General features: G+C 59.2%; 22 protein-coding genes and 1 pseudogene. 15 read left to right on the top strand and 8 right to left on the bottom strand.

Translation table 11 applies throughout. The annotated features are described in order from the left end of the window. Nucleotides 1–202 precede the first annotated feature (202 nt). From EB835_RS18585 to EB835_RS18570, 4 genes are read left to right on the top strand one after another with little or no spacing between them, the layout of a single operon-like run. On the top strand, nucleotides 203–808 hold the full coding sequence (locus EB835_RS18585; RefSeq protein WP_205749981.1) for a helix-turn-helix domain-containing protein: 606 nt from the start codon (nucleotides 203–205) through the stop codon (nucleotides 806–808). After that, nucleotides 808–1,569 (top strand): B3/B4 domain-containing protein, encoded by a 762-nt coding sequence (locus EB835_RS18580; protein ID WP_135810926.1) that lies wholly within the window; start codon nucleotides 808–810, stop codon nucleotides 1,567–1,569. Before EB835_RS18585 ends, EB835_RS18580 begins: the two co-directional genes overlap by 1 nt. Next, nucleotides 1,566–2,549, top strand: a complete 984-nt coding sequence (locus EB835_RS18575) for an EamA family transporter (RefSeq protein WP_240688851.1) — start codon at nucleotides 1,566–1,568, stop codon at nucleotides 2,547–2,549. Before EB835_RS18580 ends, EB835_RS18575 begins: the two co-directional genes overlap by 4 nt. 49 nt (nucleotides 2,550–2,598) lie before the next feature. Further along, nucleotides 2,599–2,850: a PspC domain-containing protein gene (locus tag EB835_RS18570; protein ID WP_135810925.1), complete on the top strand. Its 252-nt coding sequence runs from the start codon at nucleotides 2,599–2,601 to the stop codon at nucleotides 2,848–2,850. A 196-nt stretch (nucleotides 2,851–3,046) separates the two neighbouring features. Here the strand turns inward: EB835_RS18570 and EB835_RS18565 are convergent, their stop codons facing one another. The 3 genes from EB835_RS18565 to EB835_RS20340 all read right to left on the bottom strand — a co-directional run bounded on the left by EB835_RS18565 (nucleotide 3,047) and on the right by EB835_RS20340 (nucleotide 5,048). After that, nucleotides 3,047–3,490, bottom strand: coding sequence for an RDD family protein (locus EB835_RS18565; RefSeq protein ID WP_135810924.1), 444 nt, complete (start codon nucleotides 3,488–3,490; stop codon nucleotides 3,047–3,049). 181 nt (nucleotides 3,491–3,671) lie between these two features. Beyond that, entirely contained in the window at nucleotides 3,672–4,859 is a 1,188-nt protein-coding gene (locus EB835_RS18560; RefSeq protein WP_205749980.1) for a PH domain-containing protein, read from the bottom strand. 24 nt (nucleotides 4,860–4,883) lie between these two features. Next, entirely contained in the window at nucleotides 4,884–5,048 is a 165-nt protein-coding gene (locus tag EB835_RS20340; protein WP_168216787.1) for a hypothetical protein, read from the bottom strand. A 562-nt stretch (nucleotides 5,049–5,610) separates the two neighbouring features. Between EB835_RS20340 and EB835_RS18555 the strand changes: the two genes are divergently transcribed. Together EB835_RS18555 and EB835_RS18550 are read left to right on the top strand one after the other, a co-directional pair. After that, nucleotides 5,611–5,838, top strand: coding sequence for a hypothetical protein (locus EB835_RS18555; RefSeq protein ID WP_135810922.1), 228 nt, complete (start codon nucleotides 5,611–5,613; stop codon nucleotides 5,836–5,838). Nucleotides 5,839–6,072: 234 nt separating this feature from the next. Beyond that, nucleotides 6,073–7,337: pseudogene (locus EB835_RS18550) on the top strand (IS256 family transposase). Nucleotides 7,338–7,823: 486 nt separating this feature from the next. On the opposite strand, the gene EB835_RS18545 reads toward EB835_RS18550, so the two are convergent. Both EB835_RS18545 and EB835_RS18540 read right to left on the bottom strand, forming a co-directional pair. Further along, nucleotides 7,824–10,058: a transglycosylase domain-containing protein gene (locus EB835_RS18545; RefSeq protein ID WP_240688850.1), complete on the bottom strand. Its 2,235-nt coding sequence runs from the start codon at nucleotides 10,056–10,058 to the stop codon at nucleotides 7,824–7,826. Beyond that, a complete protein-coding gene (locus EB835_RS18540) occupies nucleotides 10,055–11,956 on the bottom strand; it encodes a penicillin-binding transpeptidase domain-containing protein (protein WP_135810921.1) in 1,902 nt (633 codons plus the stop codon). The genes EB835_RS18545 and EB835_RS18540 overlap by 4 nt, the downstream gene beginning before the upstream one ends. A 93-nt stretch (nucleotides 11,957–12,049) precedes the next feature. Here EB835_RS18540 and EB835_RS18535 point away from each other — a divergent pair, with 93 nt between their 5' ends. Both EB835_RS18535 and EB835_RS18530 read left to right on the top strand, forming a co-directional pair. Next, the gene (locus EB835_RS18535; RefSeq protein WP_135810920.1) at nucleotides 12,050–13,108 is read left to right on the top strand and encodes a LysR family transcriptional regulator; all 1,059 of its coding nucleotides are present in this window, start codon (nucleotides 12,050–12,052) and stop codon (nucleotides 13,106–13,108) included. Continuing rightward, nucleotides 13,105–13,992: a serine hydrolase gene (locus tag EB835_RS18530; RefSeq protein ID WP_135810919.1), complete on the top strand. Its 888-nt coding sequence runs from the start codon at nucleotides 13,105–13,107 to the stop codon at nucleotides 13,990–13,992. The genes EB835_RS18535 and EB835_RS18530 overlap by 4 nt, the downstream gene beginning before the upstream one ends. A 142-nt stretch (nucleotides 13,993–14,134) precedes the next feature. Here the strand turns inward: EB835_RS18530 and EB835_RS18525 are convergent, their stop codons facing one another. Both EB835_RS18525 and EB835_RS18520 read right to left on the bottom strand, forming a co-directional pair. Beyond that, nucleotides 14,135–15,331, bottom strand: a complete 1,197-nt coding sequence (locus tag EB835_RS18525; RefSeq protein ID WP_168216786.1) for a sensor histidine kinase — start codon at nucleotides 15,329–15,331, stop codon at nucleotides 14,135–14,137. A gap of 2 nt (nucleotides 15,332–15,333) precedes the next feature. Continuing rightward, the gene (locus tag EB835_RS18520; RefSeq protein ID WP_135810917.1) at nucleotides 15,334–16,011 is read right to left on the bottom strand and encodes a response regulator transcription factor; all 678 of its coding nucleotides are present in this window, start codon (nucleotides 16,009–16,011) and stop codon (nucleotides 15,334–15,336) included. A gap of 192 nt (nucleotides 16,012–16,203) precedes the next feature. Between EB835_RS18520 and EB835_RS18515 the strand changes: the two genes are divergently transcribed. The 4 genes from EB835_RS18515 to EB835_RS18500 all read left to right on the top strand — a co-directional run bounded on the left by EB835_RS18515 (nucleotide 16,204) and on the right by EB835_RS18500 (nucleotide 19,742). Further along, a complete protein-coding gene (locus EB835_RS18515; protein WP_135810916.1) occupies nucleotides 16,204–16,713 on the top strand; it encodes a hypothetical protein in 510 nt (169 codons plus the stop codon). Nucleotides 16,714–16,739: 26 nt separating this feature from the next. Continuing rightward, nucleotides 16,740–17,783: a peptidoglycan-binding protein gene (locus EB835_RS18510; protein WP_168216785.1), complete on the top strand. Its 1,044-nt coding sequence runs from the start codon at nucleotides 16,740–16,742 to the stop codon at nucleotides 17,781–17,783. 104 nt (nucleotides 17,784–17,887) lie between these two features. Continuing rightward, on the top strand, nucleotides 17,888–18,550 hold the full coding sequence (locus EB835_RS18505) for an ABC transporter ATP-binding protein (RefSeq protein ID WP_346763165.1): 663 nt from the start codon (nucleotides 17,888–17,890) through the stop codon (nucleotides 18,548–18,550). Further along, entirely contained in the window at nucleotides 18,432–19,742 is a 1,311-nt protein-coding gene (locus EB835_RS18500; protein ID WP_346763164.1) for an ABC transporter permease, read from the top strand. Before EB835_RS18505 ends, EB835_RS18500 begins: the two co-directional genes overlap by 119 nt. A gap of 382 nt (nucleotides 19,743–20,124) precedes the next feature. Here EB835_RS18500 and EB835_RS18495 read toward each other — a convergent pair whose 3' ends face one another. Continuing rightward, nucleotides 20,125–20,364, bottom strand: a complete 240-nt coding sequence (locus EB835_RS18495) for a DUF6112 family protein (RefSeq protein WP_135810913.1) — start codon at nucleotides 20,362–20,364, stop codon at nucleotides 20,125–20,127. A gap of 279 nt (nucleotides 20,365–20,643) precedes the next feature. On the opposite strand from EB835_RS18495, the gene EB835_RS18490 reads away from it, so the two are divergent. From EB835_RS18490 to EB835_RS18480, 3 genes are all read left to right on the top strand, one after another. Next, nucleotides 20,644–21,318, top strand: a complete 675-nt coding sequence (locus EB835_RS18490) for a hypothetical protein (RefSeq protein WP_135810912.1) — start codon at nucleotides 20,644–20,646, stop codon at nucleotides 21,316–21,318. 24 nt (nucleotides 21,319–21,342) lie between these two features. Beyond that, nucleotides 21,343–21,810: an SRPBCC family protein gene (locus EB835_RS18485; RefSeq protein WP_135810911.1), complete on the top strand. Its 468-nt coding sequence runs from the start codon at nucleotides 21,343–21,345 to the stop codon at nucleotides 21,808–21,810. A gap of 507 nt (nucleotides 21,811–22,317) precedes the next feature. Further along, on the top strand, nucleotides 22,318–23,001 hold the full coding sequence (locus tag EB835_RS18480; protein WP_135810910.1) for an IS110 family transposase: 684 nt from the start codon (nucleotides 22,318–22,320) through the stop codon (nucleotides 22,999–23,001). Nucleotides 23,002–23,120: the final 119 nt, after the last annotated feature.

Raw genomic sequence — 23,120 nt, 5'->3', positions numbered from 1 at the left:
TTCCACTCCGAACTGATCGTTCAGGGACGGTGATCCACCGTCGATAGCAATGAGTCGACGACTCCGAATTCATCATCGACGAGGATATGCCCGACACGTCCTCGCCCGCACTGCGAACGTTGTCGAGCAGAGCGGTGCTGAATACACCGAGCACGTCCCCTGCCATTGCGAATCCGAAAGACAGTGCAGTATCGTGCACTTCATGGATGAGAGTGCGAAGAGATTGGCGCAGGCGATCGGTGCCCGGGTCAAACAGGAGCGAGGAAGCTTGGGCTGGACGCTCGATGGACTCGCCGAAGCTGCGGGGATCAGCCGACGCATGGTCGTCAACGTCGAACAGGGAGCGGTGAACCCCAGCGTCGCGACGCTGCTCAGCCTCAGCGATGCCCTCGGCGTCGGATTGCCCGCTCTCGTCGAGCCGCCGGCCGAAGCAGGAGCCAAGATCACCCGCCGAGGCGATGCTGCGGTCCTCTGGAACGGTGACCTCGGTGGACGCGGCGTCCTCGTCGCCGGAACCGAGTCTCCCGACGTCGTCGAGCTCTGGGACTGGACGATGGAAGCCGGCGAATCGCACGTCAGTGATCCGCATTCTGTCGGAACCATGGAGCTGCTCAACGTGCACTCTGGTGCACTGATTGTCGTCATCGACGAAGTCGAGCACCACCTCGGCGCCGGTGACGCGATGACCTTCCGCGGCGATATGCCGCACTCCTACCTCACCGAAGGCGAGACCCCCACCCACTTCGCCATGGCGATCTACGAACCCGGCGTCGGAATCGACGCCCGCCCGAACAAGGAAGGCCACTGATGGCTGCAGACCACGAACCAGTTGATCAACCGACACCAGCCCTCGACCTCGACGGCTTCCTCGCCGACTGCCGGGCCGACCCGGAGGTCTTCGCGCTGCGCCCGGACTACCGGTCATTGCTCCTCGTCGTCGACGGACTCGACCCCGAAGCGGCAGGCGCACATGCCGAATCAGCAGCAGGCGAACTCATCACCGCTGCCGAATCGCACGCCAGCTCGCTCCTGGCCGCGAACCCGGTGACCGAGCTGCCGCACATCGCCGCATGGCGGGAAGCCTACCGGGCGTTCGGCGCGAAACCGCAGCGAACCCGCAACAGTCTCGAGGCCCTGACGCGCAGGGCCGAATCGGGCCTGCCGAGGGTCAATGCGCTCACCGACATCTACAATGCGATCTCCGTCCTCCACCAGATCCCGCTCGGCGGTGAGGACCTCGCCGGCTACGTCGGGACGGCTCATCTCACGCGCGCAGCCGGCGACGAGGACTTCGGCACCGTCTCCGGCGGAGACCCCGTCATCGAACACCCGGAACCCGGCGAGGTCATCTGGAGGGACGGGGCCGGTGTGACCTGTCGCCGGTGGAACTGGCGACAGGGACGACGGACGGCTCTGCAGGAGGCCACCACCTCGGCGGTGTTCATCCTCGATGCCCTCGCCCCGATGACGGATGCCGCTCTCGATGCTGCAGGGACGACGCTTGCGAACGAATTGGCACGGCTGGGCACCGGGGTGCGCGTCGCCTCACGCGTCATCGGTGCCGAATGAGCACAGAGATGCGGGCGCTCGACAGGATCCCGCCTTGGTCGATGGCTGTCGCAGCGATGCTGCTCATCCAGTTCACGAACGCGTTCTCCGTCTTCGTCATCGACGACGTCGGCCCCGCGGGGACCGCGCTGCTGCGCATGGCCTGCGGGACGGTGTTCCTCTGGGCGATCGCCCGGCCCTCGCTGCGGACGATCCGCAGTCGAGACGTGCCGATCCTCATCCTGCTCGGCGTGGCGACGGGGATGATGACCACTCTCTTCCTCTTCGCGGTCGAGCGGATTCCGCTGGGAACCGCGGTCGCGATCGAGTTCCTCGGACCGCTGACGGTGGCGGGACTGACGAGCAGGAACAAGCGGACGCTCGTGTGGCCGGGCCTCGCCCTCGTCGGCGTCGTCCTGCTCACGGAGCCGTGGATGGGCACGATCGACTTCCTCGGCGTCGCCTTCGCCCTGGCAGCGGGCGTCTGCTGGGGGCTCTACACGGTGTTCACGCAGTCGGTCGGGGACCGGTTCTCCGGAATCAGCGGGCTGTCGCTGACGATCCCGGTCGCGACGATTGCGATCCTGCCGATCGGTCTTCCGCAGGTCATCGGCGGGGATTTCTCCTGGACGGTGCTGCTCATCGTCGCGGGCATCGCGCTCATCACCCCGGTCGCGTCGTTCGGGCTCGAGATGCTCGCGCTGCGGAAGATGAATCACGCGGCGTTCGGCACGCTGATCTCGATCGAACCGGCGTTCGGTGTGCTCATCGGCCTGCTTGTCCTCGCGCAGTCGCCCGCGGTGCCGCAGATCGCAGGCATCGTCCTCGTCGTCATCGCCGGGGCGGCAGCGCAGCGGTACGGGCACCGCGAGATCACCGTGGTCGCGGCCGACGTCGAGGCGGCCGGCGAGTCGGCGGGACGCGACGCCGACCCTGCGCCCGCACGCTCGCAGGAGCGCTCGACAGGACTCGAGGATTACGGATATCCCCAGGGTGATTGATGGCCATCACCCCTGTCGCGGGGCTCCGGGGCCGCGTACCGTCGTAGACATGAACTCACTATTCGACTCCATCCGCAAAATCGGTTTCCGTCGCGGCCCCGACCGCATCCTCGGTGGTATCGCCGGTGGCCTCGCCGAGGTGACCGGCATCAACGTCTGGATCATGCGACTCATCGTCCTCGCCTCGTTCCTGCTCCCCGTGCTCGGAGTCGGCGCCTACCTCGTCGCGTGGATCCTCACCCCGTGGCAGGACAATTCGATCCCGCTGCAGCAGGCCTTCGGCGGTCGCTCGATCGAGTGACACCGGACCAAAGATCGTCCGATGCGCAAGGATGAGGGCACGAGCGACAGCGAACCCTCCGCATCGAGACGATCGTCGGACCGGCAGCCGAATCAGCCGCACGGCTGAACTGGACTCCACAGCGCTCCCTCGGTGTGAAGGGCTGGGACGAACTCATCATCGCGCGTCGGCGGTGACTGCCCGCCATGCTCCCCGCCTATCGGGCGTACGGCGTTCGGCTGAAGACCTCGATCGGATCCAGTTCGAACGACGGGGCGTCGAGGAACGTCCAGATGAACCCCACGATGGTGACGGGGAAGAACGCGACGGCCAGATAACGGCCCATTCCTCGCCAGAAACCGACTCGCCGCCCACCCGTCTTGAGTGAAACGACTCCGCACAGTGCCTGGCCAGGCGAAACAGTGCATCCGTACAGCGCGCCGAAGACCATCGTCATCAGAGGGTAGCTGAAGAGAGCAGCCCCGGTGGCAGCATCGAGCGAGATCAGATTCGCCCCGGCAAGCGCCAGACCGACCCCGATGATCAGCCCGGTGAGGACGAGAACGAAAACAGCGTCAAGCACCCTCGCCCACCAGCGTCGATGCGACGGTGCCGGCGGCAGATCCGTCCCGTTGCGCCATTGGTCGGGTGAGAAGCTCATGCTCTCATTCTAGTTCGGGGGCGCCTGACACATCGGCCGACGCAGATTTCACCACACGAGAGTGCGGCTCGCATCTGAAGCCATCGCTCCCGGCGATCTGGCTGTTCAGTCGGTCCGGTCGGCTGTGGCTGCGCGGACTATGAGGCCGCAGGTGGCACCCGACTCCCACCGTGTCATGCGATCATGTCGCGATCGTGTTCTCTCGGTATCGGGCCAGAATGACTCTGAGCTGCCGGCATTCACTCTCCGACAGCGCACTGAATCCGAAGCGTGCGTCGGCCAGGCTCCGACTCGCACGATCCACAGCGGTCCGCCCCTTTGAGGCGATCTGCACGAGGACCGTCTCGTCGTCTTCGGGACAGACGATTCGCTCGATCATGCTCGCGTCCTCAAGCCACCTCACCGAAGACGACGTCGAAGTCGCTGTGCCCTGCAGCCGATCGAGCAGATCGACGAGAGGGATCGCGCCCTGATGGTCGAGGAACAATATCAGCAGAACTTCGAACCGAGAGAAGTTCAGTCCGAGGGGGCGGAGCACCTCGTCCAGCTCAGCGGAGAGACGACGCTGCGTGTCCATCAGCGTCGTGACGGCTTCCATTCGTGTCCGTTCGGGCCAGCGCAGGTCCCACGCTTGAGCGGCTTCCGAAATCGGGTCAGTCAGCCAGGACGATTCACTGATTGCGATTTCCTCCGACGCCTCGGACGGCCGTTGAAGCTCGAGTTCCATTGTCTTCCAGTGGTGGGACTCATCTGCTGTGCTTTCGGAGTCGAAGATGCCTGAGTGGGATTCTGTGGCATTCGTGTCGATGATGGGCTCGTCTGCTGCGTACTGATCATCGCTGTCTTCGTCCGAATCGAAGGGAGTGAACGCAGAGCGCAGACCCGAGCGTTGGATGACGCGCTGGATGGTGAGATCACGTTCGTCGGGCCGACCGACATATCGGATATCGCGCAGGCCTTGGTCTTGGGCCGCGGATTCGAAGACGAAATGTCCGTATCTGAAGATCCGACCCGCGAATGGTTTGTGCACCGAGATGTCGAGGATGCGCGACATCGGCATGGTGGCCTTGTGCTGAGTGAAGATTCCGTGGATCCTGAACACGCGCATGTTGGTGATGACGAATCTGTCCATGTGGACGATGAGGAATCGGTAGGCGCCGAACAGGACGATTACGGCGCCGATTGCCGCAGGAACCCAGGCATACTGCAGCCCGATGACGGTGCAGGTGGCCATCACCGCGAAGCCGAGGAGCATGATGACTGACGGTACGAAGAACGCCAGTGGATGACGACGCACCTCGTCGATGACTCGTTCGCCTTCAGCGGCGATGAGATGTTCATCGACCCTCGGGTCAAATAATGTGGTCACGACGATGCTCAGTCCGTATCGAGATCAGGCGGAGAGTTCGGTGAAGAATGTGACGATGGAGTTCACCCCGGTTCCGACTGCTGAAAAGGCGTTCCGAACGGCTTCGGCGGAATCTTCGGGCCGGGTGAACAGATAGAAGGCAACGAAGACGACGACGAGCGTGACGATGGTCCGCTTCAACCACTTCACGGGTACTCCTTTTGCCGCACCGTAGCGGCTGCGGACGTTTGGCTACAAACTCCTTAATAGTAACGTCGCTTGTTCAATGATCTGAAGCGGACGCGCCGACCAGATGTGATGATGGTCTCGTTATCTGAAGATTATTCTCAGATGACTGATTCTCGTCACTCGGCATTCACCTCAGCGCATGGAATGCTCGCTGATCCCTGCTCCCCGCGTTCGCTGTTGAACTGGGCGATGAAGGCCTCCGGGCAGTGATCGCCGCGGACCTCTGAGCCGCTCAGCACCTCGGTGATGTCCGTGGGGTCGGTGGAGCTCAGCTGAAAATGACGCAGCCCCGAAGCGGTGAACTTCGGGGCTGCGGATGATCGTGCCTGTTCAGGCGTGGTGGGTAGTTCACGAAATTCTCTGACCAGGTGATATGTGACGTGGTGTCGAGGTTGTGTACATAGTGAGAGGCAGTTTTGTACATCTTTCGCAAATGTTTTGAGAAAGATCGGAGCCGCGTAGCCATCCAAGTGCATTCCGGTTTCGCGCAGGTCCCGACACAGTGCTCTCCGATGGAGCGACATTGAGCGAGGCCGCCGTGGTTGACAGATTGGCCCCGGTGACCACGGTCTCTTATCTCTATGCGACTCGTGAAGCTGCCCTAGTCCCGGTGATGATCGCGATCGCACTTTACTCAGCACTGCCGGTGGTTCTCACTTTGGTTGTGCTCAAGTCGCAGTTGAGCACATCACAGATCGGCGAACTCGGCATTGCTATCGTCGTTTTCCTCCTCATCAATCCAGTCGGATAGCAAGTAGCCGCGTCGGTGTCGGAACTCCACGAAGCAGTACGTACGGCATTGTCAGTGCTATGCCCCGATCTTTCGCATGCACCGTGTCGGTGTTCCTTGTCGGGCCAGCTGGTCACGGGTGAGTCCCATAGAGTGGTGGCATTCCCACCAGGGACTTCACCCACACGAATGTGAAGAACCATCGTGGGATTCCGCTAGTAGTTCCGCCAAGAACCTCACGAAAGGTATCCCACGATGGCTCAACCCAATTCTGCCGTGTCGACCCTGATCAACCAAGTCCTGGCCGACCCCGGCCTCGCCCATTCCGACGTGTTCCGCCAGATGTTGCAAGCCGGCCTCCAAGACCTCATCGAGGCCGAAGCCACCGCCACGATCGGCGCGGCCCGTTATGAACGCACCGGCGGCCGGACAACGCGCCGGAACGGATCTCGGAAGAAGACCCTGGCCACCCCGTCGATCTACAGATTCCGAAGCTGCGGAAGGGCTCGTTCTTCCCGTCCCTGCTCAATCCGCGTCGGCGGGTCGATAAGGCCTTGTACGCGGTGATCTGCCAGGCCTGGATCGAGGGAGTCTCGACGAGGAAAGTCGACGATCTCGTGCGGGCTTTGGGTAATGAGTCCGGGATCTCGCGGTCAACGGTCTCACGTATCTGTGCCGATATCGATGATGGTGTGGCCGAGTTCCTGGCTCGCCGGCTCGACCACACGTGGTTTCCGTACCTGTTCGTCGATGCCACCTATGTCGATGTCCGCCATGGCGGTCGTGTCGTGTCGCAGGCCGTTGCGGTCGTCACCGGCGTCTCGGCTCAGGGCAGGCGGGAGATCCTGGCTATGACCGTCGGTGATGCCGAGTCCACGGACTTTTGGACCCAGATCCTGCGTGGTCTGCGCGAACGAGGCCTGAAGGTCGCTACGGCCACAGATGCCGAGGGTGTGGCGTTGGTGATCTCTGATGCCCACTCGGGTATCAAGTCCGCGGTCAAGGCGATCCTGCCCGGTGCCGGGTGGCAGCGGTGTCGAGTCCATTTCGCCCGCAACGTCACCCAGCGTTTGGGTAGTGCGCATTCGAAACCGGTCAATGCGTTGATCTCGACGATCTTCGCCCAGACCACAGGGGAGGCCGTCATCGCTCAGTACAAGCAGGTGACTGAGAGTCTGCGGGGCTCGTTTCCTGCTATCGCCGATATGCTCGAGACTGCCGAGGCCGATCTGATCGCGTTCGCGGTCATGCCGCGTGAGCATTGGCAGAAGATCTGGTCGAATAACCCGATCGAGCGGTTGAACCGGGAGATCAAGCGTCGTGCCGATGTGGTCCAGATCTTTCCGAACCGGGAATCGGTGACGAGGCTGATCGGGGCGGTGCTGCAAGAGCAGCATGAGGAATGGCAGTACGGTGAACGTCGCTATTTGTCGGAGATCTCGATGCGCAAACTCATCACCGTGCTCAATGGAGACTCCGCTGTCGACCCGGTCGGGGTGGTGATGCCCCTGACCGCGTGATTCCCTTCAGCGACGACTGTCTACGACCAAGTTAGAGGAACTACCAAAGAACACCACGAAAAGGGACTTGACCCCGCCCACACCGCAACCCAACTCGCAACACTCGAAGAAGTTGGCCAAGAGAGAATCAACGAATCATCTGGACAGCTGTCCCTCGACCTCGACACCGGCAACAGTGTCTCGACAATCTCACGTCGACGAGTGAAAAGGGCCATCAACTGCAGGCTTGAGCATCTGCGAGGATCGGTGTTCGGCGTCCGCGACCTCGCTACTATGTCGTCAGGTGCCTGCTTGAATCCGGTGGATTCAGACCGGTGTTACACCCTCAACTGCGACACTCGTATAAAGACAGGTGGTTGTACGCTCGGTGAACACCGGGGCCTCCCACAAATGTTGGATAGGCCGGGCACGGGGCTTCGTGTCCGGTAACCCACGATTCTTTGTGAGGTGGGCCCGGTGCGCAGCCCCTGAACCAAACCGGCGGGGTCACTTCATACCGTCTAACTCCGGAGCTTCGCTATTTTCGTCTGCCCGTCGGCTCTCTTCGGTGGACCGTGCATCGTGCCCGGAAACGTCGCCTGCTCGCTCGCTATCTCCAGAAGATTTCCGGGCGCCTGCCCTAGTGGGCGTTCCGCCAGTATTCGGAAATTCACCTGTTTCGAAGTTCTTAGCTGCATATTGCATGAACTCCTGCCAGCTAGGACCGGAAATGGTGTCGCCATAGACAATTTTGGGCATTCTCCCTTTGTCGTTCTCACGCCAATCACGTGTGCCCGCGGGATCGCCGGTCCACACCGCAGTTGAGATGCCCCGGGTGAATCCCGCGAGCCAGCTGGCTCCGACTTCGAAGTTCGTAGTTCCTGTTTTCGCTGCCGCAGGTTCGGATATTTTCAAACCGCTGGTCGTCCCGCCATTGAACGTTTGTGACAGCGCATAGGCAACTGTGTCCGCAACCTTTCCGTCAAGCACGCTCTGACAGTCGGCGTCGCCGATCTCGAGGGATTTCCCATCAGAGTTCTTGACCGAGGCAAGCCCATGGCTCTGGCAGCGTTGACCATGGTTAGCAAAAGCGGTATACGCTGCAGCCATGGTTAAGGGCGACACTGAAACTGTGCCAAGGATCGATGAAGGATAGAGGACTTGCTCAGTCCCGTCTTTGAGCTTTTGCGACTCGAGTTCCGCCCCGGTTCCCAGATGGACGCCCATCTTCTTTGCGGTATCGCGGATATCGCACATATTCAGCTGGGAAGCCATATCAGCATAAGCCTTGTTCACTGAGCGTTTTGTGGCCTCGAGCACTGACATGCTGCCGCCGGCCCCATCGGAGTCTCCTGCATTCCTGGGGTTGTAGCCGTTGCCCGCATAGTTGCGCCCGTCGCAACCAGATGTTGAAAAACCTGTGTAATTCGCTCCCGACCCGTTGACCTGATCGTTCAGGCTGCGGTTGTCCTGCAGCCAAGTAGCGAGAACGAACGGCTTCCACGTCGATCCGGGCTGGAAGCCACCGCCGCCACCCTGCGGCGTATCCACAGAAAAATTGACGGCAGTAGTCCCAGGCGCGCTGTCTGTCTTAAATCCGTATTCTGTGTTTTGAGCCATTGCTAGGATACCGCCGGTTTTGACGTCCACTGATGCCAGAGCCTGTCGAGCACCCGAGGGATCGCCGACCGGCAATCTGTTTCGGACTGCCTCACTCGCCTTCTTCTGCAACTTGGAGTCGAGAGTAGTCACGACCTTGAGGCCACCGCGTTTGAGCAGATTGATTCTGTCTTCCTCGGTTTCGCCGAACGCAGAATCCGATTTGATTTCGTGTTGGACGAATTCACAGAAGTACGCCACATCGTCGGCCGTCTGACACCCATTGGGTTTGCTGTGAGTCTTGAGGTTGAGTGCGGACTTCATCGCCGACTTATAGTCCGCCTGATCGATATAGCCATACTCCCGCATCTTGGCCAGTACGACATTGCGACGAGTGATGACTTCGTCAGGATTTGTCTGTGGGTTATAGCGGGACGGGGAGCGGACAATGCCGGCCAGTGTGGCGGCCTGAGCCACGGTGAGGTCCTTGGCATCGACACCCCAATATTGTTGCGCGGCCGCTTCGACACCATAGACGTTGGGCGAGCCGGAATAGCTGTTGATATTCAGATATCTTTCGAGGATCTCGTCCTTCGAATACTTCTCCTCCACAGAAACAGCAAGTTTCATCTCGCGAAGCTTGCGAGCAACTCCCCTCGTCCCAGAACGCTCTCGCGCCGATTGTAAGGTCGAGTCATCACCTTCAGCGTGGCTGTTGGCGATCAGGACGTTCTTGACGTATTGCTGAGTCAGTGTCGAACCGCCTTGCAACGACCCGGTGACAAGGTTCTTGACGATCGCCCGTGAGATGCCTTCAATATCGACGGGTCCGTGTTCGTAGAAGCGATGGTCTTCGATAGCCAGTGTCGCGTGCTTCATCGCTTCAGAGACGTTCTCGAGACCTACTTCTTTTCGATTCTGCCAGTAGACATCGGCGATCTTCTTACCATCTTTTGTGAACAGCGTCGATGGCTGGGCAAGCGGCCGTTCTTCCAATTCTCTGGGAAGAGAGTCGAATATGCTGATCCCAGTCGCTGCCGCTGTTGTGCCCACCCCCGCGATTGGCACAATGAGTCCGGACGCGACGAGCCCTGTGATGATCGAAACCGCCACGAACATTGTGAAATGTTTCAGCTTGGTCATGAGTTCATCTCCTGAAAAAACCGTTTCGCGGCAGGCACTGCGGCCTGGGCACCGAAGCCACCGTCTTCGACAAGGACCGCCACAGCCACGTCCCCTTGGAATCCGGCGAACCATGAGTGGGTTCGAGGCGGAACTTCGGCACCGTACTCGGCCGTTCCTGTTTTGCCGAACACCGGCTTACCCAGAACATCTTTGAGCTCATCCGCTGTCCCTTCTGCCACAGCGGCCCTCATCATGGCGCGAGTATCATCGAAATGGCTCTCATCGAGATCGGCGCTCGATGTGGCTGTGTTTGACTGGGCGCTGGGGACGAGCACAGGAGAGACAGAGTGCCCTGCCTTCACCGAAGCCGCCATCGTGGCTACACCGAGAGGGCTGGCCAGAACCTTGCCTTGACCGATCATTGACGCCGCATGCTCGACCGAATCATCCACCTTCGGGACATCGGCCATAAAAGCATCGATACCTATATCTGCCGATGTCATTCCCAGATTTGAAGCCGTCTTGGACACGTCTGCACTCGTCGTCTCTGCCGCACCATTGACGAACGCGGTGTTGCATGATTCGGCGAAACTCTCTCTGAAAGTGACCTCGCCTAACACGTGATCCTCTGCGTTCTTGAACGACTTGCCCTGGACACTAGTGGTCTTCGGACAGTTGAGGATTGACGACTGCGTCACACCCCCATCGAGCATCGCCAGACCGCTGGCGACCTTGAAGACGGAGCCCGGTGGGTATTGGCCCTGCAACGCGCGATCCCATCCAGCTCCCTCGTTGTCGTGATTGGCCACAGCGAGGATATGACCGTCGCTTGGCCGGATGGCAACGATCGCCGTCGGTTTATTCTGAGTCTTAGCGGCATCTTCCGCGGCAATCTGAGTGGCGACGTCGATCGTGGTCTGCACGTCTTTGCCTGCTCGAGGTTTGAAGGTTCGAAGCGCTCTCGTCTTATTACTGCCGTCCTCGTCAGCTCGTTCGATAGCGACGGTAGTGCCAAGCTCTGGGCGCAAGATATTGTCAAACTCCTTCTGAATCCCGGACCTCCCGATCTCGGTTCCTTCAACCAGATGGGCAGGATCATCGTCGACTTCACTTGCAGCTGCCGGGCTGACACTGCCGAGAGTCGCAGCTGCGAACCCTTTAGTTCTGCTCAGAGACTGTTCGCGTTCTCTGAACACGGTGCCTGGCAGCTTGTATATGTCAGCTTTGACCAGTTGGTAATCCTCGTCGCGCAGTGTGATGACTGGTACGAAAGCATCCTTATCCGCGCTTACCACCTTCTTCTTCAAAGACGTTTCGTCGACATCGAGGACTTTCGACAATTTGTTGAAGGTATGAGAAGGGTCGGCGTCCATTTTTGCGGGATGAAGGCCAACGTCGACTACTGTGCCTTCTTCGACGAGAACTTCTTCGTCTTCGCCCAAGACACGTCCCCGAGGTCCTGCGGTCGGTTGCGCTTTCAGTACATCACCGTGTTTCAAATCCGGGTGGACAAGCGACGGGGCAAATCCAATTTGCCACATGGCTCCCGCACGTTTGAGTTCGGCCTGAGTCTCGTAAACCCATGCTTTGGGATTCGCCGCGTCGCGGTTCCCCTCGGAGGCAGGGGGGTCCCATTTCCACTCGAATGTGACGTTGTCTCCGTCTGCCGAAACGACCTTGACACTCTGCAAGACGAATCCGGCCTCGCGCAGCCCAGCCACAATCGTCCGATAGTTTCCTGCGGCACTGGACTCCTCCCAGACTCGTGAAGAGAATGACCCGCTCTTGAGGTCAGTAGCGGCTTGTTGTGCTGCAACCCGTGGGAGAAACGGCAGTGAACGCAAGGACAGTACTGCCCCGCCCAGCAGCAGTGCGCAGCACACAAGAATTGCGATAAGACGCTTACGGTTCTTCATGGTTCAAGCATGTGAACGCCCAAGTCACATGTCCAATACCGCAAAGAACCTAAATCATAATGAATTCGATATAGATGCTGGTAGAGTTGATTCATGAACTTGTTGAGTTCGCTCAAGTACTTCGTAGCCGTTGCCGAACACGCTAGCTTCACCCGGGCCGCGGATTATCTAGGAGTGGCTCAACCACCGGTGTCGCGACGCATAGCGGAACTGGAGAAGCATCTCAGAGTCAGACTCTTTGATCGTCGTCGACGTGATATCGGGCTGACAACGGCAGGAGAGAATCTCCTTGCTGAGGCCATCGAGATACTTCGACGCGTCGAGAACCTGCCAAATGTCGCGCGGCCACGTACTGAGGACTATTTCGTGGGCGTGGTAGGAAGTCTTGACCCGGCAACCTTGGCCAAGGTAGGAGATGACCTTCGAATTGCCGATATTCACGTTCGGTTGGTTCCCGATAGCATGGCTTCTCTTGATGACAGAATTGCTGCTGGCGAACTCGACGCCGGGCTGATTGTCGGGAAACTCGGCGAGAGCATGTCGAGGTTTTCGTCGATGGTTGCAACGGATCTGTTCGTTGAGCTGGGGGTGGCTTCGAAGCGGTATGCGCGGCAGAATGATCCTTCGTCTGCGGTCGGCTCAAATGCCTCTTCCGAAATGTCAAGCATGTCTCGAAGAATTGATATCGGAGACTTACGGGGTATGCCTGCCGGAATGGACCTCTCGCGAATCGCGTCGCTTTCAGAACGAGAGAAAATAGTAGTGCTTCCCGAGGACGCGGGGCTTCTCGACGATTCTCGGCTTCTCACCCCTCTGGTCAAGAAGGGTATTCACCTCCGGCAGCTGGAAGTCGCTGTCAGCGAATTCCAGGCTGTTGCTCACGTCTATTCACACGATTCAGTGCTCTTGTGCACGGAACTTCAGGCAAGAAAGAACTCGTTGCCTTTCCGACGGTTGAGTCCGCCAGCATTTGCCAAGCGCGTGTACACAATCAGTTCCAACCGACTCGACTTGCTGGCAGAGATCAATGCACATCCGGTTTTCAAGCGTGCCCTCGCGGCAGTGCTCGGGGCCACGACCAACCTACAACATCAACCGGATGGACAAACCGAGTCTGATCATACCGATGAGAGGTTGCACCCAGCCAAATGACTGAAGAAATCAGCGACACGATCAACGCGATTTGGTCCGGCCTCGGTGCCGAAGGCTACCTATACGTCGAAGACCTCGAGACTCGGAATTGGATAGGAATCAAAGAATCCTCACGCATACCGCTGGCTTCGGTTGCCAAAGTACCACTCATCGCTGCACTCATTCAGGCGGGTGAGCGAGGCGAGATCGACCTCCAGCATCGCGTCGACGTGGACCCGCTCAATTCGACTCCCGGCGGAACGGGGATCACCGTACTCCAGGACACGGTGACGATGAGTCTGCGAGATCTTGCAGTGATGTCGCTGTCCGTCAGTGACAATGCTGCGACAGACACTATATTCGAAATTGTTGGTCCAAACCGAGTCGGCGATCTTCTGGCTAGCAACAAACTCCGTTCGCTGACTGTGGACTCACCGATGTCGCACCTCTACAAGGTAATCGACGAGATTGCAGATGGTAATGAAGTCGAGGCGCTCATCCTGGCCACAGACCACTTCAACACCTCAGGTGCTCCATACCTTCCCGACTCTGCGTTCAATACTGGCACGGCCCGTAGTGTGGCAAGGTTATTTGAGCTCATCCATACCGGCGAGCTGATTGGGCCCAAAGGTACGGCCACGCTGCGCAAACTGCTGAAAACCCAGGTATTTCGTCATCGTATCGCGTCGGGCTTCCCTATGGACGCGGTCGAATACTACGGAAAGACAGGCACGTTCCTCAACTTCCGGCACGAGGCTGGAATCGTCATCGATGCCGATTCCAGGGCAGCATTCAGTATCGCGGTATTCACCAGATCTCGGATCGCAGCATTTTCCCAACCCGAACTCGACGCGTCGATCGGCTACTGCGCACGCCTCGCAGTTGAACATTTGCGATCATGGTAAATCGCTCCGTAGCCAACCTAGTCTGAGTGGTTCATCTGAGGAGCTCGGACGAGGAGTAATAGGAGCAGGAACCCCTGCCGGGATCTGGGGAGGAAGCTTCCCCGGAATTGGGACCACGGGACTGAGTATTGTTCCTTATTCGTCACGGTATGGCGGGGAACTCGGCCCGCGCGATTAGGCCCCCGCCTGAACGGGCGCTGAGTTCAAGCCGGCCGCGGTTCGCCTTGACCAGGTTGTCGGTGATCGCAAGTCCGAGTCCGTGACCCTCCGAGCCGACTCGACGACGCGAGAAGGGGCCGAGGAGGTGATCGATTTGTTCCTGGTCGAGTTCGTTGCCTGTATTGCTGATGATCACCGAACTCCAGCCGGCGGTGGACTCGGTCTTGATTAGGGCTCGGCCGTCAGCAACATTGTGCCGGATCGCGTTTGACAGGAGGTTAGTAATGATTAGGCGGACCAGGCCTGGATCGGCGTGGCAACGTGCCTGTCTGAAGTCATGATCAAGTTCGACTCTCTGATAGTGAGTGGTCAGTTCCGCCTCAAGTAGTACGTCAGTGGCGATGGTTTCCAGGTTCAACGGTCGGGAGTCCAGAGCGACATTCTCCGAATCTGACAGCGTGAGCAAGGCGTCAACCAGATCGATCGAACGCTGGTTGGTGATCATCAACCGGTCGATCAGCTGATGCGTTTGAGGCTCCTGCAACTCGCTATCAGCGGCGACCTGCAGCATTGCTTTAGTGGTGGCCAACGGAGTACGTAACTCGTGTGATGCGTTGGCAGCGAAACGTCTGTGGCTTTCGATTTGTCGGTCTAGGCGACCCAACATCTCGTTGAAAGTCGCGGCTAGAGTGGTGATCTCATCGCGCGCCCCAGATGTGTCCAGCCGATGTGTCAATGATCCGGCGGCAGTTACCCGGGCCGCATTGTTGAGGTGCTTCAACGGGCGTAATACTCGGCCGGCCACGATCCATGCCGTTATCGTGGTGATCACGACCAGGACGATGCCGATGCTGATCGAGACCAGCCACAGTGTGTCGAAGAGACTTGAGGTGTTAGTGATGGTGGTCAGCTTGTTGCCAGGTGTGACGGCAACGGTTCTAGCCGGATCGCTGGGAGAATGCTTTTCGGTTGGATTAGGGGTGGTGGGCGACAATGTGCGAGCGAAAGTATAGGAGGGGATTCGCATGACTAGGTTGATCGCGATGACGGCGCCAGCAGCGACCAGTGCGGCCAGCAGACCATAGGTGAGGGTAAGCCGCCACCGAGCGGTAAGATGGTTATGGCTCCAGCGTTGCAACCAACGGACCGGACGGATGGCCAGCCGGAATTGTCTGACCACCATCACACCTGGTCGCGGGCATTATCGAGAATGCGGTATCCGACGCCTGGGACGGTGCCGATTACTTCGCCGTTGCCGAGCTTTTTGCGAAGTACGGAGATAGTGACCCGGATAGCGTTGGTGAAGGGATCGGCGTTCTCGTCCCAGGCTTTCTCCAGCAGGAATTCGGCGCTCAGTACACCGCCGCCTGCCTGCACCAGCAAAGTTAGCACGGCGAACTCCTTACGAGTGAGGTGCAACAGACGACCATTGCGGTATGCCTCATGCCGGAATGGATCGATCCGCAGCTGACCGTACTCAAGAACCGGGTCCCGGGCCTGGGAACTGCGTCGGCCGAGGGCAATCAGCCGGGCCACTAGCTCCGGCATATCGAATGGTTTGCTGAGATAGTCATCGGCCCCAATCTCGAACCCAGACACCTTGTCGTTCAGTCGACCAGCTGCGGTCAGCATCAGCACCCGAATCTCGGGACGATTAGCGACTACCTGCCGGCAGATGTCGTCACCGTGAACTTCCGGGAGATCACGATCCAAGATCATTACATCATAGTTGTTGATCGCGATCCGCTCCAGTGCAGACTCTCCGTCGTTGGCGATGTCGGCGGCGATCATCGCCTGGCGCAACGCAGTCTGTACTGCCTCGGCGAGGAATACCTCGTCCTCGACGATCAAGACCCTCATCTGCCTACTCCTTTGGCCAGTGCTCCTGCCGATCACTGTACTGGACCCCCATGATGCCCGGCCGGAGCTTTAGAAAATGTATGGCAATGTCCATACGCTCTGACAACATCAACTGGCCTGAACTGTGTATCAGGAACGGTCCGCTACGGCGAATCATGTTCCTTGATCGAAATCCATGTGAAAGAGAGAAGCGTGAGAAACATCATCTGCACAAGAATGTTCGCCACAATTGGTAAGCGGTGGGCAACGGCGATCATAGCGATTATTGGCATGGTGGCTCTTGCACCCGGCTGCGCCAGCGGACAGGACGAAGACAGAACGGGCGGTGGGCAACACTCACCGGTCCAGCTGAGTTTCGAGGAGTACCAGCTGAAGTATGCCCAGTGCATGCGTGAGCAGGGGGTCGATGACTATCCCGATCCGAACCAGCCTGGCGGCGTGATCAAAATTGACGATCAGGACAAATATGCCGACGCCCAGAAGGTCTGTGTTGCCAAGTTGGGCGAGTCTCCTGCGGACCCAAATGCTCCCGATCCGGCAGAGCAAAGTAAGGAGAATGCCAAAATGCTGAAGTGTCTGCGCGCCAACGGTGTCGAGATCCCTAAGGCGAAGCCGGGCGACGATGTTCAACCCGGAATCCCGACTGACATCGATCCGCAGATCATGAAGAAGTGTGGCCTGAAAGAAGGCCAGGACGGATGAGCTCTGGGAAACTCCGCGGCCGGATCGTGGCTGCAACGATCGCGGCGGCGCTTCTTGCGTGTGCCACGATCGTCGCCGTGGCCTTCTTGCACGAACCGCCGGCAACCGAGACGCCGGATCCGAAGCCTCCCGCTACCGACCGTGTCATCCGTGATGATCTGGTTCAGAACTCCAGCATCGACGGCCAATTGGCCTTTCAAGGAGCGAAGGAGATCAAGGCGCAAAAGTCGGGGGTGTTGACCTGGGTACCTAAGACCGGCAAAGTACTCGAGTTCGGCGATAAGATGTATGGGCTTGACGGAGCCGGGGTGTACATGTTGGAGGGCGAGATCCCTGCGTGGCGAGACTTCCGGAAGAAGATGAGCGATGGCCCCGACGTGCGCCAGTTGGAGGAATCATTGTCCAGGCTGGGGTTCTTCCCATATCGAATCGATAATCATTTTGACGATTACACCGAACGAGCAATCAAAAACTGGCAGGAATCGATCGGCCAGACCACGACCGGTGTCATCACGTTGGGTCAGGTCCAGTTCGTCGACGGCAAACTTCGAGCCGACGAACAGATCGCTGGCCTCGGTGACCAGATCGGCCCAGGTTCGCCCGTGCTGAAGACGACCGACAACACGCAGGCAGTCAAGACCGACATCAGCGAAGATCAACAGAGTGCCATCAAAGTCGACGCAGTGGTCTCAATCGATCTGCCGGACGGCGAATCGATCAAGGGCACGATCGCCAAAGTCGGAGCGCCGGCAGAGAAGCCTGATTCCAACGGCGCCAAGAAAACGATCTATCCGGTGACGATTGCCCTTAAGGATAGGGACTTCGTCGCCGATACGCCGTCGGCCAAAGTCACTGTAAATATCCAGACAATCCTGCGCAGCAAGGTTTTACAGGTCCCTGTTGAGTCGCTGATGGCGCAGCCCGGCGGAGGCTTCGTCGTCCAAGTCCTACGATCGGGGGGAACGACCGACGAGGTCTCGCTCCAACTGGGCACCTTCTTGGACGGCCAGGTGGAGATCAAGAAAGGCGCACTCAAGGAGGGCGACAAGATCGTGGTGCCGTCGATATGACCGGCCCCGAATCTGAAACCGAACCCCGAACTCATGTCGCGAGTGCCGCCGATGGCCCGGCGATTGAGACGCGCGGCCTGTTCAAGACCTACGGTCCCCCACAGGTGGACGCACTGAAGGGAGTTTCGATTCGAATAGAACGCGGACAACTAGTCGCCGTGGTCGGGCCGAGCGGTTCAGGCAAGTCGACGCTGTTGAACATGATCGGCGCACTTGACCTGCCGACCTCAGGACAGGTGCTGATCAACAGTCAAGACACCGCGGCACTTCGTGATCATCAATTGTCTGCGCTGCGCGGATCGGAGATCGGCTTCGTCTTCCAGCGCTTCCATTTGGCCGTAGGATCAACTTCGGTCGACAACGTTGCCGATGGGCTACTTTACTCCGGTATACCACGGCGGACTCGACGCGAATGCGCGGCCAATGTGCTGCGGCGGGTCGGACTGGGGGACCGGCTCGATCATCGGCCGCAGCAGCTGTCCGGCGGTGAACAGCAGCGAGTGGCAATCGCTCGAGCCATTATCGGCGAGCCCACGATCCTACTGGCTGACGAACCGACAGGCAATCTAGACAGCCACTCTGGTGAGGCCATCGTGGAGCTATTATTCGAACTCCACGCCGTGGGCACAACAGTTGTCGTGGTCACTCATGACACCGACCTCGCCGAGCGGATGCCCCGTCGACTGCAGGTGCTCGACGGTGAACTCGTCGGCCAGGAAGGACGAGCGAACTATGTTGCCCAGGAAAGATGGGACCGCCATGATTAGTCCACGGCAGAAGCTCAGATCTACTCTCCGATCATCCGACGTCGCACGGCTTAGCGTACGGGGAGTAGCCGAACGGCCGCTACGTGCTGTGTTGTCCGCGCTCGGAATCGCGATCGGTGTCGCCGCAATGGTGTCGATCCTGGGCATCACAGCTTCCAGCCAAACCGCCTTAGACGATCAAGTGGAGTCTCTCGGCACAAACCTGCTGCGGGTCGCTCCGGGAGACGACCCTCTCGGTGAGACAGCCGAGCTGCCAAGTTCGGCGCCGGCGATGATCGACCGGTTGTCCGGCGTCCAGGTCACTGGCCATGTAGCTGAGTTGGACGGGCTGTCCGTCGGCCGAAGCCGTTACGCCGATCCGGACGAGACTCTTGGTCTGCAGGTGAACGCCGCGGGAGGCGACCTACTAGAATCCATCGGCGCCCAGATGCGAGGGGGCAGTTGGCTGGGTCCGACGTCGCAACAATTCCCAACGGCTGTCCTTGGTTCCACTGCGGCTAGTCGGCTCGGGGTGACCCAGATTGGCCAGCAGGTGGTGATCAACCGGCAAGCGTTCACTGTGACCGGGGTACTCAAGCCGGTCGCACTTGCTCCCGAACTTGATACGGGGGTGATGATCGACGTCGACCAGGCGGCTCAACTCTACAACTACGCCGGATCGCCGACGACGATATATCTACGAGCAAATGAGGCGAGAATCTCAGCGATCCGGGACCTGCTCGGGCCGACCGCGGCACCTCAGCACCCCGGCCAGGTACAGATCAGCCGTCCCTCGGACGCGCTGTTGGCAAAAAATCTGGCCACCCAGACGCTGACCACAGTGCTACTCGGGTTGGGCGCCGTCGCGCTACTAGTCGGCGGTATCGGCGTGGCCAACACGATGGTGATCTCGGTTATCGAACGCCAGCACGAGATCGGACTTCGTCGTGCCCTAGGTGCTTCTCGATCGCATGTCCGACTGCAGTTTCTGACCGAGTCGATCGTGCTTGCCTCACTCGGAGGAATGGTGGGTGTGTTAATCGGTGTTACTGCGACCTCGATCGTCGCCCTCCACGCCGAGTGGCGGCCGGACATTCCGGCGCCAGGAGTCTCCGGTAGTGTCGTGGTTACGATTCTGGTCGGGGTAATCGCCGGCATCTACCCGGCGATTCGCGCCTCCCGGGTGCCGCCGACCGTCGCTCTACAAAGCTAAATGAACCATTGTCATCAAAGGTGCGACCACGTTTCATTTCCCGATAAGGTAGCGCCGCGTCAAAATCTGATAAGAACGACGCTCTACATCTAGTGAACTCCTACTCCCGATGAAGTCACACTTATGAGTTCAAGCAGTCAGCGCAAGAGCTCATCAATGACGAGATGACCTAGCAGCAGGTCTGCGCCAAGCTCCCTGGATCTCTGCCTACGCTTCAGCCCGGTCAGGGACCGGCAAATCTGACCCGTTACCAGTTCAATGGTTGTGGATGGTTCTGCCGGCAAGTGCACCGCCCACGACACAGAACGACTGCCCGGGCACACGCCAAGGCAGTCACTGAGAAGAAGGGGTCGTGCCTGAGTTATTGGCCGATGCCGATGAGTTAGTTCATCCACCTCACGCCTCCACCGGAGAGGAACGCCGCGCCGAGGGAGACGAGCACCCCGGTGTGGCCTTTCGTCGAGGTGGCATAGTTTCCGGTGCTGGCCGAGATCGCCCAGATGATGCCAAAGACGATGAGCATCAGCACGGCAACGACGAGCACGAACATGAACAGTGCGCGCGCGACCTCGCACAGTTCGCCGATGCCGGAAGGACCTCCGAAGTCGGGAAACACGTCCATGCTGTGAGCCCCTTTCTTACATTCGTTGTCGGTGGACAATTGCTAGTTTGTCGGCAGCATCCCGGTCTCTCAGATCCCGTTGCTGGCCGGCGGCCTCGCCGAAGCGGATGCTCGGGCTGAGCTCGCGGGTCACCTGGACTAATAACCGCACGAGTCGACGTCGGCAACCTGCACGTGGCTGCATGGAGTACATCGTCTGTTTAGGCCATTGCGCCCCGCGGGGCGGTGGACGAGGCATAGTCTCGAAGAACACGAAACAGAATATTCACAGGAGGAACGATGGCAGAAACGATGGCAGAGAGGACCTTGGCCGCAGCGCTTGAGAAGGAGCACTGTGACATCGAAGAATACATCGAGGCAGCCGATGCCGGACATGGCGATCCGGCCCCTCTGCGCCGATCGATGACGGGACTGAGGCAGCACATCTACCTTGAGGAGACGTTCCTCTTCACTCCGATGTGCGCGAGCATGGCGAGTTGTGTGAATGCCATGGACGGCGTTGACACGATGCTCGACGAAGATGCTGGCGATGAAGCCACTCGGAATGCCTGCCGAGAGTTACTGAGCCTGCTCGATAAGCACAACTCCAAAGAAGAGCCGACTATTTGTACTCGGGCCGACAAGCTGCTATCGGCCGAAGCAAGCGGCAAGCTCGCCGACTTTCTCGATGCAGGGACGATGCCCGACGGCTGGGTGCGCGAGAAGGCCGGTCAGTCTGATCAGTCGGGCCGCGACAGGGGAGGCTCCGGTAGCGCGTCGGCCGCGCTGGAAACGCTGACACCTCTCGGCGCTGTAGGTGTGCTTCGGCATGGGGGTGTTACTCGCCTTCTTGAGTTCAGTAGGGCCAGTTTTAGAGCGTCCACCATTCAGGGCTACTCCCTTATGATGCATCTCATTGTGAATTCACGTATGATTTCAGCGTGCCGTAAGAAGCGATACGTCTCTGTTCGATAGAGTCGATGGATTAGTGGTTTTTGCATGAGTGTTGCTGCCGGAATTGACATGGACGCACCTGTACTCGCCGATCACAAGATCGACATAGATGCGCCCCTCGCCGTAGTTTGGCAGTTGCTTATCAACGTGAACAGTTGGACGGCGTGGAACCCCGAGATCACCTCTGCTTACCTCGACGGGGGCTTCGTAACTGGAACGTCATTCGAATGGGAGAGCTACGAGTTGCCTGTGACTTCAACGATTTATCAAGTCGAACAGCATCGCAGGATTCTCTGGGGTGGCATTGCAAACGGCATCACAGCCTTCCATGAGTGGATATTCTTCGAGAGCGACCGTGGCGTGCAAATCCAAACAAGAGAATCCTTCGGCGGCCCACCGGTCGACGCCGATGAGGCTGGCATGCAGTCTATGCTTGACGAATCTCTTGCTTCGTGGCTAGGCAGAATCAAAGACGCCGCAGAGATAACTGATAGTGGTGTTGAAGAGAACTGATCTGGCTCACTCACAGGCAACTCGGGATGGGCAAACAAAGCAATCTTTCCGGATGTCGAAGACGGACCTTAGAGCCAGGGCTGTCTTCCACCGTATGGGCGGAGGATCGAGACGCACTTGCTGGTTGAGGCTAAGGCGTTGTTGGTCGCGAGGCTCATGCGAAAAGCTACAGAAATGCCATTGAAGTCGGTTATCGGCAGGTTGCGGCCGTTACGCGAATTCGTCGGCGAGATCGCTGGTCACGAACGCCTGTGCTCACCGGACGTCCCATTGCAAGTTTCCGAGCTAGGGCATGACTTCTTTATTGACGGAGCCATGCCTAGATGTCGCTTATGACGACAGCCGCCCGATATGTGATCGCAAGCTTGTCGTGTCTCATCGCTAGACGGTAGTGACCCCGCCGTTCTGGTTCAGGGGTTGCGGGCCGGGGCCCACCTCACAAAGAATCGTGGGTTACCGGACACGAAGCCCCGTGCCCGGCCTATCCAACATTTGTGGGAGGCCCCGGTGTTCACCGAGCGTACAACCATTGGACTCGACGTGCACGCCCGAAGCGTCGTCGCAGCAGCACTCGACACGCACACAGGCGAACTCGTCACACGTACCCTGACCCCCGACTCCACCGACATCACCAACTTCATCAACCACCAACCCCAACCAGCCGCCGCCGTCTATGAAGCCGGGCCCACCGGGTTCGGCCTGGCCAGACACCTCGCTGCCGCGAACATCCGCTGCGTTGTTGCCGCACCGTCGAAGCTCCAACGCCCGGCCGGTGACCGGGTCAAGACCGATAAGAACGATGCCCTGCATCTGGCGAAGCTTTTACGCCTCGACGAGGTCACTCCCGTGGATGTGCCCTCCCTGGTCCAGGAATCGGCTCGGGATCTCGTGCGGACTCGCGAAGATGCTCGTGGGGATCTCATGTCGGCACGCCACCGCCTGTCGAAGCTGCTGCTGCGGCATGGCATCGTCTACTACGGCGGCAGCGCCTGGACGGGCAAACACGACCAGTGGCTACAAGCGGAAGCGCTGCCGCGTCTGCCGAACACGTCGACCCGGTTGGCCTTCGATGCTGCCTACGATGCGGTGCTGACGGTGACCGGTCGCCGGGACCGGCTGGACGCTGAGATCACGAAACTTGCTCGCGATTGCGAGTTCACCGACGTTGTCGATCGGCTCGGGTGGGACTGATGCAGGGTTAGGTGACATCTAATCTGGCTTGTTCATAGGCAAGCCTGGAAGGATAGACACCATGCCACAGCCCTACCCGAAAGAATTCCGCGACGACGTCATCCAGGTCGCTTTGAACC

The sequence above is a fragment of the Brevibacterium sp. S22 genome, assembly GCF_004745485.1.
Lineage (GTDB): Bacteria > Actinomycetota > Actinomycetes > Actinomycetales > Brevibacteriaceae > Brevibacterium.
Note: the sequence above shows the minus strand (reverse complement) of the source record. Positions and strands in the feature narration are given on the sequence as shown.